General features: G+C 63.7%; 17 protein-coding genes and 1 tRNA gene. 9 read left to right on the forward strand and 9 right to left on the reverse strand.

Annotated elements, in window-relative coordinates; genetic code table 11:
- Nucleotide 1: 1 nt before the first annotated feature.
- A complete protein-coding gene (locus tag E2K76_RS01520; RefSeq protein ID WP_136682499.1) occupies nucleotides 2-211 on the forward strand; it encodes a hypothetical protein in 210 nt (69 codons plus the stop codon).
- On the opposite strand, the gene E2K76_RS01525 is transcribed toward E2K76_RS01520, so the two are convergent.
- Genes E2K76_RS01525 through E2K76_RS01540 form a run of 4 tightly spaced genes read right to left on the reverse strand, consistent with a single transcriptional unit; the run spans nucleotide 202 to nucleotide 3,222 of the window.
- The gene (locus tag E2K76_RS01525) at nucleotides 202-1,161 is read right to left on the reverse strand and encodes an aldo/keto reductase (protein WP_136682500.1); all 960 of its coding nucleotides are present in this window, start codon (nucleotides 1,159-1,161) and stop codon (nucleotides 202-204) included. The two genes, E2K76_RS01520 and E2K76_RS01525, sit on opposite strands and share 10 nt — an antisense overlap.
- 53 nt (nucleotides 1,162-1,214) lie before the next feature.
- Nucleotides 1,215-1,901: a purine-nucleoside phosphorylase gene (gene deoD, locus E2K76_RS01530; protein WP_136682501.1), complete on the reverse strand. Its 687-nt coding sequence runs from the start codon at nucleotides 1,899-1,901 to the stop codon at nucleotides 1,215-1,217.
- Entirely contained in the window at nucleotides 1,898-2,554 is a 657-nt protein-coding gene (locus tag E2K76_RS01535) for a GntR family transcriptional regulator (RefSeq protein WP_136682502.1), read from the reverse strand. The genes deoD and E2K76_RS01535 overlap by 4 nt, the downstream gene beginning before the upstream one ends.
- Nucleotides 2,548-3,222: a M48 family metallopeptidase gene (locus E2K76_RS01540; protein WP_136682503.1), complete on the reverse strand. Its 675-nt coding sequence runs from the start codon at nucleotides 3,220-3,222 to the stop codon at nucleotides 2,548-2,550. The genes E2K76_RS01535 and E2K76_RS01540 overlap by 7 nt, the downstream gene beginning before the upstream one ends.
- A 151-nt stretch (nucleotides 3,223-3,373) precedes the next feature.
- Here E2K76_RS01540 and E2K76_RS01545 point away from each other — a divergent pair, with 151 nt between their 5' ends.
- Complete coding sequence (locus tag E2K76_RS01545; RefSeq protein ID WP_136682504.1) at nucleotides 3,374-3,706, forward strand: TIGR02300 family protein; 333 nt, start codon at nucleotides 3,374-3,376, stop codon at nucleotides 3,704-3,706.
- Between the two features lie 117 nt (nucleotides 3,707-3,823).
- Nucleotides 3,824-3,899: transfer RNA gene (locus E2K76_RS01550), tRNA-Ala, on the forward strand.
- Nucleotides 3,900-3,994: 95 nt separating this feature from the next.
- On the opposite strand, the gene E2K76_RS01555 is transcribed toward E2K76_RS01550, so the two are convergent.
- The 4 genes from E2K76_RS01555 to E2K76_RS01570 all read right to left on the reverse strand — a co-directional run bounded on the left by E2K76_RS01555 (nucleotide 3,995) and on the right by E2K76_RS01570 (nucleotide 9,893).
- Nucleotides 3,995-7,246: an error-prone DNA polymerase gene (locus tag E2K76_RS01555; RefSeq protein WP_246032850.1), complete on the reverse strand. Its 3,252-nt coding sequence runs from the start codon at nucleotides 7,244-7,246 to the stop codon at nucleotides 3,995-3,997.
- On the reverse strand, nucleotides 7,243-8,562 hold the full coding sequence (locus tag E2K76_RS01560) for a Y-family DNA polymerase (protein WP_342773617.1): 1,320 nt from the start codon (nucleotides 8,560-8,562) through the stop codon (nucleotides 7,243-7,245). The genes E2K76_RS01555 and E2K76_RS01560 overlap by 4 nt, the downstream gene beginning before the upstream one ends.
- Nucleotides 8,563-8,742: 180 nt before the next feature.
- Nucleotides 8,743-9,561: a class I SAM-dependent methyltransferase gene (locus tag E2K76_RS01565; RefSeq protein WP_136682507.1), complete on the reverse strand. Its 819-nt coding sequence runs from the start codon at nucleotides 9,559-9,561 to the stop codon at nucleotides 8,743-8,745.
- Nucleotides 9,562-9,620: 59 nt separating this feature from the next.
- A complete protein-coding gene (locus tag E2K76_RS01570) occupies nucleotides 9,621-9,893 on the reverse strand; it encodes a DksA/TraR family C4-type zinc finger protein (RefSeq protein ID WP_136682508.1) in 273 nt (90 codons plus the stop codon).
- 1,282 nt (nucleotides 9,894-11,175) lie between these two features.
- Here E2K76_RS01570 and E2K76_RS01575 point away from each other — a divergent pair.
- Complete coding sequence (locus E2K76_RS01575) at nucleotides 11,176-11,445, forward strand: hypothetical protein (protein ID WP_136682509.1); 270 nt, start codon at nucleotides 11,176-11,178, stop codon at nucleotides 11,443-11,445.
- Nucleotides 11,446-11,526: 81 nt separating this feature from the next.
- A complete protein-coding gene (locus tag E2K76_RS01580; RefSeq protein WP_136682510.1) occupies nucleotides 11,527-12,183 on the forward strand; it encodes a recombinase family protein in 657 nt (218 codons plus the stop codon).
- A gap of 244 nt (nucleotides 12,184-12,427) precedes the next feature.
- Here E2K76_RS01580 and E2K76_RS01585 read toward each other — a convergent pair whose 3' ends face one another.
- The gene (locus E2K76_RS01585) at nucleotides 12,428-13,063 is read right to left on the reverse strand and encodes a DUF4136 domain-containing protein (protein WP_136682511.1); all 636 of its coding nucleotides are present in this window, start codon (nucleotides 13,061-13,063) and stop codon (nucleotides 12,428-12,430) included.
- Nucleotides 13,064-13,175: 112 nt separating this feature from the next.
- On the opposite strand from E2K76_RS01585, the gene E2K76_RS01590 reads away from it, so the two are divergent.
- From E2K76_RS01590 to E2K76_RS01605, 4 genes are all read left to right on the forward strand, one after another.
- Nucleotides 13,176-13,610, forward strand: coding sequence for a BRO-N domain-containing protein (locus E2K76_RS01590; RefSeq protein ID WP_220432157.1), 435 nt, complete (start codon nucleotides 13,176-13,178; stop codon nucleotides 13,608-13,610).
- Between the two features lie 154 nt (nucleotides 13,611-13,764).
- Nucleotides 13,765-14,034, forward strand: a complete 270-nt coding sequence (locus E2K76_RS01595) for a hypothetical protein (protein ID WP_136682512.1) — start codon at nucleotides 13,765-13,767, stop codon at nucleotides 14,032-14,034.
- A 213-nt stretch (nucleotides 14,035-14,247) separates the two neighbouring features.
- On the forward strand, nucleotides 14,248-14,664 hold the full coding sequence (locus E2K76_RS01600; protein WP_136682513.1) for a hypothetical protein: 417 nt from the start codon (nucleotides 14,248-14,250) through the stop codon (nucleotides 14,662-14,664).
- Nucleotides 14,665-14,686: 22 nt separating this feature from the next.
- Nucleotides 14,687-15,649: a hypothetical protein gene (locus E2K76_RS01605; protein WP_136682514.1), complete on the forward strand. Its 963-nt coding sequence runs from the start codon at nucleotides 14,687-14,689 to the stop codon at nucleotides 15,647-15,649.
- The last annotated feature ends 200 nt before the right edge of the window (nucleotides 15,650-15,849 follow it).

Below are 15,849 nucleotides of genomic sequence, written 5' to 3' on the forward strand. Positions count from 1 at the left end.
CATGCCGTTGCTGCTGATCATCGTCGCCGCCGTGTTCTTCGTGACGGCGTGGATCTGGTATCGCAGCAACACGCTGACGCCCAACTGCACATGGCGCGAGGATCGCCGCCGCGCCGGGCCGGACGAGGCGTTCTTCCACTGCCTCGTCTGCGGCGCCGAGGAGCGGCTGCCGAAAGGCAAGCAGCCGCGCCACTGCCGCCGTCAGCAGTAACGTTCCACGAAAGCCATCTGCTGGTCGCTGTAACGGTCGCCATGCGCGAATCCAGCGGGCAGGATGCGCCCGATCTCGGCCAGTTCCTCGGGCGTCAGGGGGGCGCTGTCCCAGTCGCCCAGATGATCCGCCGTGCGTGTGCCGGGAATCGGGATGATGTGATCCCCTTGCGCCAGCACCCATGCCAGCGCCGTCCCGGCAACCGTCCGCCCCCGCGCTGCGCAGAAATCGCGAAACCGCGCGATGGCCGCGAGGTTCGCGCCGAAGTTCGGCTCGATGAAACGCGGGTTGGTGGCACGGAAATCGACGCCCTGCTTGAAATCGCGCTTCAGCGGCTCGCGCCCGAACATCCCCCGCCCCAGCGGAGAGAAGGCGACGAAGGCGACGCCCAGATCGGCACAGGCCTCGATCAGACCCAGTTCCGGCTGGCGCGACCACAGCGAATATTCGTTCTGCACCGCCGTCACCGGGTGGACGGCATGGGCACGGCGCAGCGTGGACGGCGCAATCTCGGACAGGCCATAGCCGCCGATCTTCCCCTCCTCGATCAGCCGGGACATGGTGCCGGCCAGATCCTCGATGACGATTTCGGGCTGGCGGCGGTGGATATAGTAAAGATCGACATGATCGCGGTTCAGACGGCGAAGCGAGGCTTCGAGGCTTTCGCGGATATAGGCTTCGTCATTGCGGACCGTGCGCTGTGGCCCGCCGACGATCCCGCATTTGGTGGCAAGGTGGATGTCGCGGCGCCCCCATTTGCCGATGATCGTCTCGGACAGCCCCGCGCCATAGATGTTGGCGGTGTCGAAATGGGTGATTCCGGCCTCGGCCGCGGCGTCCAGACAGGCCAGCGAAGTCGCCTCGTCCGTCGCGCCGAACATGCCGCCGAAGCTCATCGCGCCGAAGCCGATCGCGCCGACCTTTCGGCCACCAAGTTTGCGCTGTTCCATGATGCTCTCCTTTTCGCTGCGGCGCAGCAGGAAAGCCCGGCGAATCGGTCCAGTCAAGCGAAAGCGGCACCGAGCGCCACTTCCACCATCCGCGCAAAGCTGCGCTCGCGATCCTCGGGCGGCAGGGATTCATCCGTCAGCAGATGGTCGGACACGGTCAGCACGGCCAAGGCACGGCAACCGTGGCGCGCGGCAAGGGCGTAAAGCTCCGCCGCTTCCATCTCGACCGCCAGAACGCCGTGGCGGCGCATCTGTTCGCCAAGGTCCGCCCGTTCGTCATAGAAGGTGTCGGAGGAGTAGATCTGCCCCACATGCGCCTCGGGGGCCAGTGCGGCGGCGGCGCGCAGCAGGCCGAAATCGGCGGTCGGCGCGAAGTGCAATTCGCGGAAGATCGTGGCCGAGGGCCAGCCCGCATGGCAGGCCGACATCGCCAGCACCAGATCGCGCACCTTGACATTCGGCTGCATCCCGCCCGCCGATCCGATGCGGATCAGCGTCTTCGCCCCCAGACGGATCAGTTCGTTGACGTAGATCGACGTGGAGGGCATCCCCATCCCCGTCCCTTGGATCGTCACCTTTTGTCCGCGCCACGACCCGGTGAAGCCCAGCATCCCGCGAATGCCGTTCACCTGCACCGCGCCGTCCAGAAACGTCTCGGCCGCCCATTTCGCGCGCAGGGGATCGCCGGGCAGCAACACGGTTTCTGCAATGTCGGCGGCGGGGTCGATGTGGTGGGTCATGTCCTCTCCCATCCGGCAAGGTGGCGCAGACCTTGGGTGACATCGGTGCGGATCGCAAGGCGCAGGCCCGGCTCGTCGCCTGCGCGCAGGGCGGCGATGATGTGGCGGTGATGCGCGGGCGGCTCGTTCCGGCGCAGGCGGCCATAGAGCGCGCGCATCGTCGGCCCCAGTTGCAGCCAGACCGTTTCCGTCAGCGCCAGCATCGCCGGCGCCTGCGCGCGCAGGTAAAGCGTGCGGTGAAATTCGAGGTTCGTGCGGATATAGGCGACGGCATCGCCCTTGGCGACCGCCTCGCCATTCGCCGCATTGATCGCGGCCAGTCGGTCGATCAGCGCGAAATGCGCGCGGGGCAAGGCGCGGGACGCCAGCTCCGGCTCCAAAAGCGCGCGGATGGCGGCCAGTTCCTCGATCCGTTCTGGCGTCAGCTCCGGCGTCGCGACCCGCCCGGACGACGACAGCGTCAGCGCCCCTTCGGCCACCAGCCGCCGCACCGCCTCGCGGGCGGGGGTCATCGACACGCCGAATTCGCGCCCCAGCCCGCGCAAGGTCAGCGCCTGACCCGGCGCCAGTTCGCCATGCATGACCTGCGTTCGCAGCGCGCGATACAGCCGTTCATGCGTGGCGGCGCCCGCCTCGGACCGGGGTGTCAGCATGTGAACTGCCATGCGTGCAGGCTGCCGCCCTCGCGCCGCAACCATGCGCGGCGGGGGGCATAGTCTGGCATCAGCTGCGCAACCACGGCCCAGAAGGCGGGCGAATGGTTCATCTCGGCCAGATGGGCGACCTCGTGCGCGGCGACGTAATCCAGCACCTCGGGCGGGGCGAGGATCAGCCGCCAGTTATACATCAGCCCGCCATCCGCCGTGCAGCTTCCCCACCGGCTGCGGGTGTCGCGCAGGGTGATGCGGGCATAGCTGCGCCCGATCCGCGCGGCATGGTGGTCCGATGCCGCCGCCAGCCGGTCGCGCGCCAGCGCCTTGAGCCATGCCTGCACCTTCGGCCCCGGATCTCCGGAGACAAGAAGCGAATCGCCGTCCACGCGAATCCGCCCCACGCCCTGCCGAATGGTCAGCGCCCGCCCCGCGACGGGCAGGACGGTGCCGAAATCCACCGCCGCCCCCGGCGCGACCCCTTCCAGCGCGCGGCGTATCCAAGCCTCCTGCCCTGCCGCGAAGGCCAGCGCATCGGCTTCGCGCGCACGCATCGGCAGCGACAGCGTCACCCGCCCGTCAAGCCGCGAAACGCGCAGGGAAAAGCGCCGCGCACGCGGCGAACGGCGCAGCGTGATCTCCACCTGTGGGGTTCCGGGCAACAGCGGCATGGGCATTCTCCTTGGCCGGTGCCAGATTAGCCTTGCATCCGACAAGGGGAACCCCCATCTGTGCGGCTTCGGAAAGCCTTTGACAGACGTGCGCCCGTGTGGCAAGCGACTGCGACTCTGCAACAGCCAGCCTCTCTTGAAGGAACAGACCATGCCCAAAGAGGAATGGGGCACGAAGCGCCTTTGCCCGACCACCGGCAAACGCTTCTACGACCTGAACCGCTCCCCGATCGTCAGCCCCTATACGGGCGAAGTCGTGGATATCGAAAGCGCGCGCCGCAAGGCCGCCGCGGCAGTGATCTCGCGCGTTGCGTCTGAAAAAGATGACGAATCGCTGGTCGAGGACATCGACGGCGACGATCTGCTGGAAAACAGCACGACCGAAGACAACGATCTGGACGACGATCTGCTGGAAGACGACAGCGACGACAACGTCTCGTTGGACGAACTGGCCGACGTTGCCGGCGACGAAGACGAGGGCTGAGGCCCTGCGAAAAGTTTTGGCGGGGCGCGCAATTTTTCCACTTGCACCTCGCCGGGACAAACCATAGAAGGCCCAAGCGAGACGGGAACGGCAACGATAACGGATCGCGAACCCGGTGGGGTCATAGCTCAGTTGGGAGAGCGCTTGAATGGCATTCAAGAGGTCGGCGGTTCGATCCCGCCTGGCTCCACCAAATAAAATAAAGACTTGAACGACAAAAGCCCCGCCTCGTGCGGGGCTTCGTCGTATTGGATTTGGCATTTCGCCCCCCCCCGGACCCCGTGACGATCAGTGAAAGTCACGGCTGGGAAACAGCCGACCCGCCTGATGCCGCGGGTGGGTTGCGGGGGTGCGGATGCTGCCCCCTGCCGGGCGGCGGGTTTCGTCCCGGCGGCCATCGCCGGGGTCGATCTCGCCCCGCCCCAACCCGATCAGCAGATGCGAGCGATCTTCGATCCGGTCGGCAATGATGTGGATCACCGGGCCGTCGCGTTCGATCCGGCCCGTGACACAAACCAGCCGCCCCGCGATCACCTCGCGCCGAAAGCGTTCATAGACCCTGTTCCAGACGACGATATTGGCGCAGCCCGTCTCGTCTTCCAGCGTCAGGAAGATGACGCCCGATGCGGTGCCGGGGCGCTGGCGGGTGATGACCAGCCCGGCGACCGTAACGCGCCCCCGGTCCAGCGCGGCATGTTTCGTCAGTCCCGGCATGTGCTGGCGCAAAAGCTGCATCGGATGGGCGCGCAGGGACAGGCGGGTCGTCAGGTAATCCTCGATCATCTCCTCGCCCAGACCCATGCGGGGCAGATGCACGGCAGGTTCGGCCCCGCCTTCGCCATCTGCCCCGAACAGCGGCAAGGGGCGGCTTTGCAGCGCCTTGGCCTGCCAGAGCGCCTCGCGCCGGGTCAGGGACAGGCAGGCGAAGGCATCGGCCTCGGCCAGCCGCTCCAGCGCGTCGGCCGGCACGCCCGCACGGCGCCACAGGCTTTCCACGTCGGGATAGCCATTGCCGCGGGCAAGGCCGATCCAGATGCCATGCTCCTCCTTTACGCCTTTGATCTGCCGGAACCCAAGCCGCAGCGCGCCCTGTTCCAGCGTGCAATCCCATTGCGAATGGTTGACCGACACGCCCCTCACCTCGACCCCGTGATCGCGGGCGTCGCGCACAAGCTGGGCCGGGGCATAGAATCCCATCGGCTGGCTGTTCAAAAGCGCGCAGGTGAAGGCCGCCTGATGGTGGCATTTCAACCATGCCGAGATGAAGACCAACCGCGCGAAACTGGCGGCATGGCTTTGCGGGAAACCGTAGGAGCTGAACCCCTCGATCTGGGCAAAGCAGCGTTCGGCGAATTCTGGATCGTGCTTGTTGGCGATCATGCCGCCGATGAACTTGTCCTTCAGCTGACCGATGGTGCCCATCTTCTTGAACGTGGCCAGGGCGCGGCGCATCTGGTCGGCTTCGGACGGGGAAAAGCCCGCGCCGTGGATGGCGATCTGCATCGCCTGTTCTTGAAACAGCGGCACGCCATAGGTGCGCTTCAGGATCGGGTCCAGAACGGGACCGAGCGAGACCCTCGACTCGATATTCTGGCGCCGCTTGATGAACGGATGCACCATGCCGCCCTGAATGGGGCCGGGGCGGACGATGGCGACCTCGCACACCAGATCGTAAAGGTCGCGTGGCCGCATCTTGGGCAGGAAGTTCATCTGCGCGCGACTTTCGACCTGAAACACGCCCACCGCATCGGCGCGGCACAGCATGTCATAGGTCGGCTCGTCCTTGGGTGGCATCGACAGGTCCGCCTCCACCCCATCGTGATCCTTCAGCAGTTTGAACGCCTTGCGGATGCAGGTCAGCATCCCAAGACCCAGCACATCCACCTTCAGGATGCCCAGCGCGTCGATGTCGTCCTTGTCCCATTCGATGATGGTGCGATCCTCCATCGCGGCATTCTCGATCGGGCACAGCTCGTCCAACCGGCCCTGAGTGATGACGAAGCCGCCGACATGCTGGGACAGATGGCGCGGAAAGCCGATGATCTGCGCGATCAGCGCAAGGGTCAGCCGAACGCGGCGATCTTCCAGCGACAGGCCCGCATTCTTCACCCGTTCGTCGTCCGGCGCGGCGGAGGACCAGCCCCAGATCTGCCCCGACAGCCGCGCGACCACGTCCTGCGACAGCCCCATGACCTTGCCCACCTCGCGGATCGCGGCGCGGGACCGGAAGTGGATGACCGTCGCCGTCAGGCCCGCGCGTTTGCGGCCATAGGTGTCATAGATGTGCTGGATCACCTCCTCGCGCCGTTCGTGTTCGAAATCGACGTCGATATCGGGGGGTTCGTCGCGCTCTTCGGAAATGAACCGCTCGAAGATCAGGTCGATGTCCTCGGGAGAGACTTCGGTGATGTGCAGCGCCCAGCAGATCAGCGAATTGGCTGCCGATCCGCGCCCCTGGCACAAGATCCCCTTGCTGCGGGCGAAATCCACGATGTCCGCGACGGTCAGGAAATAGGGGGCGTATTTCACCTTGGCGACCATGTCCAACTCGCGCCGAAGCTGGGCGGTGCGCGCGGGCGGCACCGCACCGTCATAGCGCCGCGCCAGCCCTTCGGCGGCCAGCCTCTCCAGCCGCTGCTGGGCGGGTTCGTCCTTGTTCTCGTGCGGGTATTGGTATTCCAGCTCCTTCAGATCGAAGGTGCAGCGTTCGGCGATCTCGATGCTGCGGGCGATGGCGTCGGGCGGGAAAAGGCGGGCCATTTCCTCGGCCGATTTCAGACGGCGTTCGGCGTTGGGCAGACGCGCGCGCCCGATATTGTCGATAGTCACGCCAAGGCGCATGCAGGTCAGCACGTCGGCCAATGGCCGGCGATGCGCGCGGTGCATCAGAACGTCGCCCACCGCGACCAGGGGGATGCCCAGCGTGACGGCCCGCGCCGACAGCCGCGCGATCCGCGGCGCGTCCCGCCCGTCGTAACGCGGCGCGGCCCCAAGATAGACCTGCCCCGGAAACGCGCGGATCACCTTGGCCGAAGGATCGCCCAGCGCAATCAGGATCATCCCCTCGCCCCATTTCAGCACGCTGCCCAGCGTCAGGCGGCACTCGCCCTTGGCGGACCGGCGCTTGCCTTCGGACAGCATCCGCGACAGGCGCTGCCAAGCCGCCTTGTCGGTTGGCAGGGCCAGCCATTCCGCGCCGCATTCCAGCACAAGACGGCTGCCGACGATCAGGCGGGGCAGATGTTCGAACACCGGCAAAGTTTCCTCGCCGGTCGAATGGGTCAGCACCTGACGGCTGGAATGATCCATCAGCCGGCGCGATCGGATGACGAGGACGCCGCCCTCCACCGCCTCCTCCTGCACGCGGGTCAGCTCCTTCAAAGCCTTCCATGCGCGCACCACCCCGGCCACGGAATTGCGATCGGTGATGGCCACGGCCTCCAGCCCCAGTTCTGCGGCGCGCAGCACCATCTCCTCGGGGTGGGAGGCCCCGGTCAGGAAGGTGAAATTGGTGGTCGTGCACAGTTCGGCATATCTCATGCGAAGGCTCCCTGGGCGAACCATCTGGGGGCCTCGGGGGTATGGAACAGCCACAGGCGCGGGCCTTGGCAGGTCTGCACACGCCAGTAATCGCGCAAGCCCGATGCCCATGCCGGATCATCCTCCCACCAATCCGGCGAGATGCGTTCGGGGCCGATGGCGCGCTGGACGTCATAGCGTTGCCCGCGCCAGTGGAAACTGCCCGGCGGCGCGCCCGTCAGCGGTTCGGGGCGAAAGATCACGGCGGGCAGGCGCGGCATGGGACCGGGCCGCGCCTCGGCGGCGGGGACAAGGCGAAAGCTGCGCTCGGGGATGAGGCTGTCCGTCGGCTCGACCCGCAGGATGTTCTCGAACCCCAACCGATTGCCAAGGCACGAGATGAGGTCCGAGATGGCATCCTCCGTCTTGGGCTTGCCGCCGACCTGCCGGGCCAGCAGCGGCTCGGCAACGGTGGCGACAAGCCGCAGCGCATCGATGCCGAAGCCGGCATCCACCGTCTCCAGCTTGGGCGCGAACAGGCGGGCGATGCGGGTGGGATCGCGCAGGGGCTGGGCAAGGCCGACCTCGACCTCCACCGTTTCGCGATCCACGCGGCGCATTTCAAGCCGCAGACGGCGTGCACCCATCGCATGACGCGCCAGCGTCGCGCAAAGCCGGTCCAGCAGTCGCGACAGCCCCGCCATCACGTCCGAATGCAGCCCGATCGGGTCCGGCAGCGCCATGCGGACGGCAAAATGCGGGGCGGCGGGCGGGGCGGCAACAGGTTCGGGCTGTCGTCCCAGCATCTGATCCAGCCGCAGGACAAGCTCTGCCCCAAAACGCCGGGCCAGCGGCGCGCGCGGCAAAGGCAGAAGATCGCCCACCTTCCGCAAGCCAAGACGGATCAGCGCCTCGGCCATGCCCGGATCGATCCGCAGGGCGGCAACGGGCAGATCGGCCAATGCACCCCCATGACGCGCCAGCGCATGAGCCGCGCCGCGCGTATCGGCAATGGCGCTGCGGGCCGTGAACCCCGCCCGTTCCAGCCGCGCGCGCAGATCGGCCTGCAAGGCCCCCTCTCCGCCGAACAGATGCGCGATTCCGGTCACATCGGCCATCAACCCGTCCGGCCCGTCCGGCGCGACATGGGGGGAATAGCGGATGGCCCAGCGGCGCAACGCCTCTTGCACGGGGGCGGTGTTTCCGGCGGGGCGCGTCAGAAGATCGGGGCAGATCGCGCGGGCATCGGCCAGCGGCATGCCGCGGGACAACCCCGCCCGCTCGGCCTCGGGGTTCAGGCAATGCAGCAGGTCGGTGTTCCCCGACCGAAGGACCATCGCAAACGCACCCTCGATCGGGCAGGTCCGCAAGGCCGCATCGCTGGCCAGTCGCGGAAACCATATCGAAAGCAGCCGGCGCGCCATTCCAATCCAAAACCCGAATTTACATGTTCACTTTTTGTTCTAATAATGCCTTGCCAATGCAGAGTCGAGTCCCGACCAGCCGCGCCATGGACGTCACTTCTGGATTACCACCTCCAGATAGGCCCCTCGCGCCACCAGCGTGCCGTCGGTCGCACGGTTGAACCTTTCGGCCAGCGCGATCATATCCGCCTCCAGCGCGCGCTGCCCGTCGCCATCCAGCGCAGCGAAGGCCTTGTGCATCGGGCCATACCAGCTTCTGAACACCTCAAGCCAATGGCTGGCAGAAAGGTAGCGGAAGGAAAATTCCCGCTCCGTCGCGCGAATATCCGCGCCGGGGAACAGATCGGCCAGCCGCGCCTCGGTGCCCCAAAGCGACGGCGGCTTTACCCCGGCAGGGGGCGGGATGTATTTGCCGATGGTCTTGAACAACTGCCCCACGAACCCTTCGGGCGTCCAGTTCGCCAGCCCGATCCTGCCGCCCGGACCGCAGACGCGGAACATCTCGCGCGCGGCCGTTTCCTGATCGGGCGTGAACATCACGCCGAAGGTGGACAGCACGACGTCGAATTCGCCCGCCTCGAAGGGAAGCGCCTCGGCATCGGCCTCGCGGAAGACGACCGATACGCCCTCCGCCTCGGCCCGCGCGCGGCCCATCTCCAAAAGCGCCGGGACATAATCGGTCGATGTGACCTTGCCCCATCGGCGCGCGGCGGCAAGCGTGGCATTGCCGTTTCCGGCAGCGACATCCAGCACCCGCTCTCCGGCCCGAAGATCGACGGCTTCGCAAAGCATCTCGCCCACGATCTGCAAGGTGGTGCCGATAACGGCATAGTTTCCGGAAGACCACGCGCCCTGCTGCTTCGCCTTCAGCGCCGCAAGATCGACCGTTGGATTTGTGTCTGAATTGGTCATTCGAACCTCCCCCGGAACGCACGACTCGGGGGATTATAGCACGGTTTGCGCCGCGTGGCTCAGCGAAGCTGGCTGTCCTTTGACCCACGGCGATTGATGCCGCCGCGCGGGTCCTCGGGGCGGGCATCCCTGCCCCGCTGGCAATCGATGCACAGCTTCACGCCCGGAATGGCGATGCGCCGAGCCTCGGGGATCGGCTCCTCGCATTCGGCGCAAAACGCGAAGCTTTCGCCCGTGGGGCGCCGCAACGCCTTCAGGCGCGAAAGTTCATCCGCGATGGATGCGTCGATTTGTTCGTTCACGGCGCCATCCCGCGCCCATCCGCCTGCCATGGAAAGATCCTCCTGCACAGGAATATGGTCAGGCACGTCGCGCGTTCAATCCGCAGGCTGCTTGCGTGGAAAATGGTGCCCCCAGACGGACGCAGACTTAGCAATCAAACCGCTATAATTGCAGCAATATCAAGCCATTGAGAGTCCGCCCCTCAGGCCAAGTGTCCCCAAACTATTACCGCAAGTGTCCCCGCGCAAGGGGGCCTTAGGGTATCGCCAGCGGGCCACACGTCACGGACTTTCTGAACCTTAGGGGGATTGATTCCAGTTTCTCGCCGCGCCCTCAGTGGCCGAAGATCAGTAACGCTAGGTGCCAGTATGTCCCCTTATCCCAGCCTCGGCGCAGCTACAGACCCGACGACCGGGCACGTTGTTCGGTGGCGCCAAACCAACGATTCCATCTTCGTGGCAGTCCCCGACGCCTACCGATACCTTGGCTTACACACCCACGCGCTACCGTCAGGGTCATCTCTATATGCCCGCGTCGGCAATAGGTTCCTCGACACCAAAGAGCATTACCGCGCAACGTGGGACAACGGCATCAGAGAGCGCGTAGTCTCCATTCCTCTGCCGCACCTTGAACGCCTCTTGTTGCCCCTCCCGCCTCCCCCGTCAGGTGACCTACTGGCTTCCGTCGAACGCCTCCGCTCACTTGTCCTTCAATCGGTGGAAGCAAGCCACAGCCGCGATGCCTTCCCCGTCATACTGTATCGGTGCCTTCGTATGGACGAGAGACGGCGAGACAAGGCGGGCCTTTGGTCCCAACAAGCGCGCAACTACAGTTACCTCAACGCGGCCACAGGCGGAGACTTCAGGGTCATCCTAGATGTCGTCGAGAAGGTGGACACCGAGACAGACCCTCAGGTGCGCTTTTATGGAGCCGCTAAGGCTGCCTTTGACACGGGCGCTATGTTGCTGGTCTCGGACGTCGGGAAGCTGCCGCACGGGGTGGCGGAGAGGTTACCACGAGAGGTGAACCTGAAGGTGGCCGATATGTCCGCCGCCAATCAAGAACAGACCCGCTTGGCCGTAGCGTCTCTACGTCCGCCTGAGGTGTTGTCCCCACGGTCGGAATATTCCGGCATACAAGTGCGAGACGGGGAGATCATACTAGAGGATTGCGCGATACCCCCCCTCCCGGTCCTCGGTGAACGCGTGGAGGCTCAGGGTAATTAACGGCCCCAAGAAAAATACTTCCACGGATGATTTAGTCCCGTAAGTGGATGTATTTAAAAGAAATAACTGTTGACTGCCTGCCAAAGAATGACTCATGGATGCATAGGTGCAGAACGCACCGGGCACTTTGGGGACGACCATGAACAACTCTATCGACATCAATATCTTTGGGCTTCGCATTTACATCGACATCCACCTGCGGATGACCACGATCTACATTTTCGGCTTCGAGTTCTTCTGGGAATATGATGGCCGTAAGGACCATTCATTCACTACCGAACGCTCTGGCGTTGGCGAACTTATGGTCTGGCTTCCTTATGGCAGGGTCGTCCTGCACAACTTCCATAAATCGGGCGGCACGTTCTCTGGCTACTAATCGTTACACCCACAACTATCATTGACATTTGCAACAAGGCGATGTTAGCCCTGTCCCAGACCATCGGGGCAGGGTTTTTCAATGAAGAAGTATGTCATCTACAAGCGCGTCAGCACCGAGGAGCAAGCCCGCTCCGAACTCGGCCTCAAGGCCCAAGAGCGCGACATTCGGCTGTTCCTAAAGAACTACTCCGAGACCCCCTTTGAGGTCATCGCTGAGTTCACCGAAAGCGAGACCGGCAAGAACAACGATAGGCCCATCCTTGCTGAAGCCCTTGCCCTCGTCCGCAAGACCGGCGCGGAACTCCTCGTCTCGAAGCTGGACCGCCTGAGCCGCAAGGTGTCCTTTATCGCCACCCTTATGGATGACCCGAAGGCCAAGTTCCGGGTTGCCTCCATGCCCCACGCGGACAAGTTCCAACTGCACATCTATGCCGCCCTAGCCGAACAAGAGCGCGAGTTCATCTCCGCACGGACGAAAGCGGCCCTTGCAGAGGCCAAGGCCAAAGGGGCGAAGCTAGGGGGCATCCGGCCAAACACCGAAAGGCGCAACGCAGCGGTGCAAGCGGGGGCCAAGGACAGGGCCGACAAGGTGGCCGCGTTCGTGCTGCCTATGCGGGCACAAGGGGCAAGCCTTAGGGAGATTGCTGAGGCGTTGGATAAGGGGGGCGTAAAGACTGCCCGAGGGGGCACTTGGCAAGCGTCACAGGTAAAGCGGGTCTTGGAACGTCTGGGTTAGGGCGAATAGCCCACACCTCAGCCATAACCTACCGCGAATAGCCCCCACCCTTGCCTATATAGGTCAGCAATATTGACCTTGCTTGCCTTTGAAGGGGTGATCTGTTGGCGCGCGCGTTCGTTGTAGTTGCCCGCCCAAAGGTCCACCACAGGCGGGCAACTTCAGAACCCCTTAGCGTTTGCTGTCAAGTTTCCGTCTACGGGCAGAACGGATACTTACTGACGGTGAAACACCGGCGTCTCATCTAGCACTCCCAATCTACTATCTCCGTCACTGTTCCAATCTTTCCAGCAGGAAACTCTGAGAGGATAGCTTCAATCATTACCGGAGCGACGAGTGCGATGTTACCGCAATCGCCTTGACTGGTGGCCTTCGCTTCGAAAACCGTTTGCCGGGTATTATTATCCTGAATTAAGAGCATGGTGCCGCGTGTGAAAATCGTATCAACACGTGTGCCGCTGGAATACCCAGTAACGCCGTAGGTAGGCGTATAGGTTGTTGTCGCGCTATAATAATTTCCCACCACCGTTCCAGAAGTGGTGGCACCGCTATATCCCGTGACCCCGTATTGTGGGATCGAATAAGACGATGCTACACGCTCGCCACCGTCAATCAAGAAGCCAAGGCCCGCAGTGAGACGCGCCTGTTTACGGGACGCAACGACCGTATATCCCTTTTCCGTTAACGATGTCGCCAGTTTCGATGCGACCGTTTGCCATTCCAGACTTTTTCCGTCTTCGGGCACCAGTGGCACGATCTGGACCGTTTTTGGCTGTAGATCAGCAGGTATCTTGGAATATGCGCTAACATTCGTATCGAGGGTTGTGCAGCTACAAAGGGTCAAGGTAGCCACAACGGCGAGTATTTTGCACAGTTGCATGATGTAACTTCTGGATGAATGGAAAGACCACGGAGAGGACTTATTAATTCTCTGTCAAGGCTTCGGCGTAATTCCTATCCTAGTTCAGAACAGGTGAAACTTTCGTGCCACGGTGCGGCACACCGCCGCGCCCACCGAGGGTGTCGCTATCGAGACCTTCGAGTTCAACGGGCTGGGCCTCCGGGCGGTTCGCCTTGAAGGGGAACCTTGGTTTGTCGCTAAGGATGTCTGCGACATGCTGGGATATACCTCAGCCGGGGCTACCGCTATGGCTGTCAAGTCCCTCCTGCCGGACGAGCGCGCCACACTGTTCAAATCAAACCTCAGAACCTCTGATGTTAGCGGTTTCCCCAATCGAGGTATGAGTATCGTATCGGAAAGTGGTGTGTATCGCCTCGTGATGCGCGCCCAGACCCACCGAGAAGAAGCTATCGCGTTCCAAGATTGGGTGACCCGCGTTGTCCTCCCGACCATCCGCAAGACGGGCGGCTACATCATGGGCGAGGAGAAGCTGGGCGCTTCATGCTTTCGGCACGTTGCCGATTAACCCCACCCCTAGATGACAGCACATTACATCACTCTCGGCACCATTAAGGCCGCACCGCAACGGCATCCCCGAAGCGCCCTATGGCAGCTTGCCCGATTAACCCCGCCCCTAGCCGTAAGCAATTCGCCGCGACCCATCTCAGGGACCATTCAACATGCCCACTCGCCAGACACCGCAACCCGCCCCATTCACCTATGCCGACGCCCGCGCCGATGCCGCTTGGGCAATGGTTCGAGACCGCCAGAACACCGGCCTTACACTCGACCTTATCGCCCTTTCCGTGCCCGTGTCGCTCCGCACTCTCGGCACCATGAACCGCCGCTTCGCTGCCATGCAGGAAGCCGGAACGGAGATCACGGGGCGGTGGAGGTTCGACCGCACAGATGCCCGCTCAGTCCCCGCAGGAACCCTCCTCGAAGACTAAAGGCCACCCTTTCAAGAAACCCCACGGCCCCCGGCTGTGAACCCTCAAGAGACCTCATGGAAAACCTAAAGATCGCCCTTAAAGAATACATGGACCCGCCGCTGGCCGTTATCACCATCGCCACCCACGCGACCCGCGCCCCCCAGTCAACGCGGCGGCCCTGTCGGTGCAGCTACCTTCACCCATCACCTCTCACCGGACGGTGGCCTGAAAATGACGCGCGCGGCCATCAGTGGGTTCCTTCGCGGACATGCCGAACGGGAGGCCCTGCTAACCTCTTTGCGCGCACTCCAAGCATATCTGCGCGCAACTCCCGAATGTCATCGCGTTGGGGTGATCGTGTGCGTCAACTCGCTGGCCTTCATGGATAGCTTGGAAGCGACCCGCGCGCATCTCGACGCGGAGAAGGCGGGTGAGGCCCCGGTCCAACTCCGCAATAGGGCGCTGTGGAAGTCCCTGTTCGCCCTGATGCAGGAAGCATCCGCCAACTTTGTCAATGTCCCTAGCCGGGGCGAAGCGTCCACCCCCACGATGAGGAAAGCCTACGCGCTTGCCGTCACCGAGGCAGAACGGCGCGGCGCTATCGCACAATCTCTCAGCCCCCTCCACTCGCAGCCCGACGCTGCCTGAAACCAATTCAAGGAAACCGAACATGGAATACACAACCGGCCAAGGCATCACCGATAACGGCGGTGGCGAAGTAACCATTCGCAATGGCGTAGGCGAGAGCCGCCGTGATAGTTCGTCTGTCGTGACCTCCGCAGATGCTTTCGCCCGTGACGGACTCATGGGCACCGCGAAGTCCCCTTCTGGCGGCCACGTTATCGGGCGGGAAGTCCACACCAGTGACACCATCCAAGTCGCAGGGCAGCGTTGCACCATCGCCCTCGCCCTCTCGATGGGTCTCATCCGGCGTGACGCGGCCACGGGAGACTACATCGACGCGTCTGCCCCGTCCGGTCTCGGCATCCCCTACGCGCACCCAAAGGTTGACCCCCAGATGCAGCAAGCGGGGGCCGGTGTCGGCCTCGCTTCTGGGGGCACCGCTGAGGAGGCGCTGGGAGGGGCCTTCCAAGCCGATGCCGACACGGAAGGGGCACTGGCCGAAGTCCTCAAGAGGACGACTCAGGGGGGCGCTGTGGTGGCCCTAGAGTCCATCATCCGGGAGGGCGAGTTGAACATGCTTGCGCTGGACCAACTGGCCTCGCAATCGGGCCTTGAGCCTGCCGAGATGGCTGCCCTCGTGAACAACGCTCGGGATGGGATGGAGGATGCCGTCTATCAGCATCTCGAACAATCCTTCCCGGTTCACGACCGCGACATGTTCACCCAATACATCCACAGCAGCCCCGACACGAAAGCGCAGTTTCAGGCCAGTGTCCGCGACCTCATGCACACGAGTTCCGTGGCAGGGTTTGCCAAGCTGGCCCAAGGGTTCACCGAGAGGCTGGACGTTATCGACCCCGACGCGGTGGCCGACGCGCTGGACCTCGAAGGTATCACCTATAAGCGCACCCGTGAGGGCATCCTCTTGGACCTGTCGAAGCAGGGCTTGGGACAGATGATGTATCGGCAGGCAGTGCAGGCCGGTCTCATCAAGCCCCAGCGCGCCTAGGCACCACTCGGCCACGCACCGTTCGCGGCCCTCGGGGGAAACCTCGGGGGCCTTTTGCATTTCACCGGAGAGTCGCGGCGATGCCGGAATATTCAGACGTAAAAAATGGGGGTGCTGTCGCCTGTCCGGGATGCGCCGCGACGTTTACCCCAGCGCGTAGCAACCAACGATACTGCACCCCGAAGTGCCAGAAAGCCACC

The sequence above is a fragment of the Falsirhodobacter xinxiangensis genome (genome assembly GCF_004959935.1).
Lineage (GTDB): Bacteria > Pseudomonadota > Alphaproteobacteria > Rhodobacterales > Rhodobacteraceae > Falsirhodobacter > Falsirhodobacter xinxiangensis.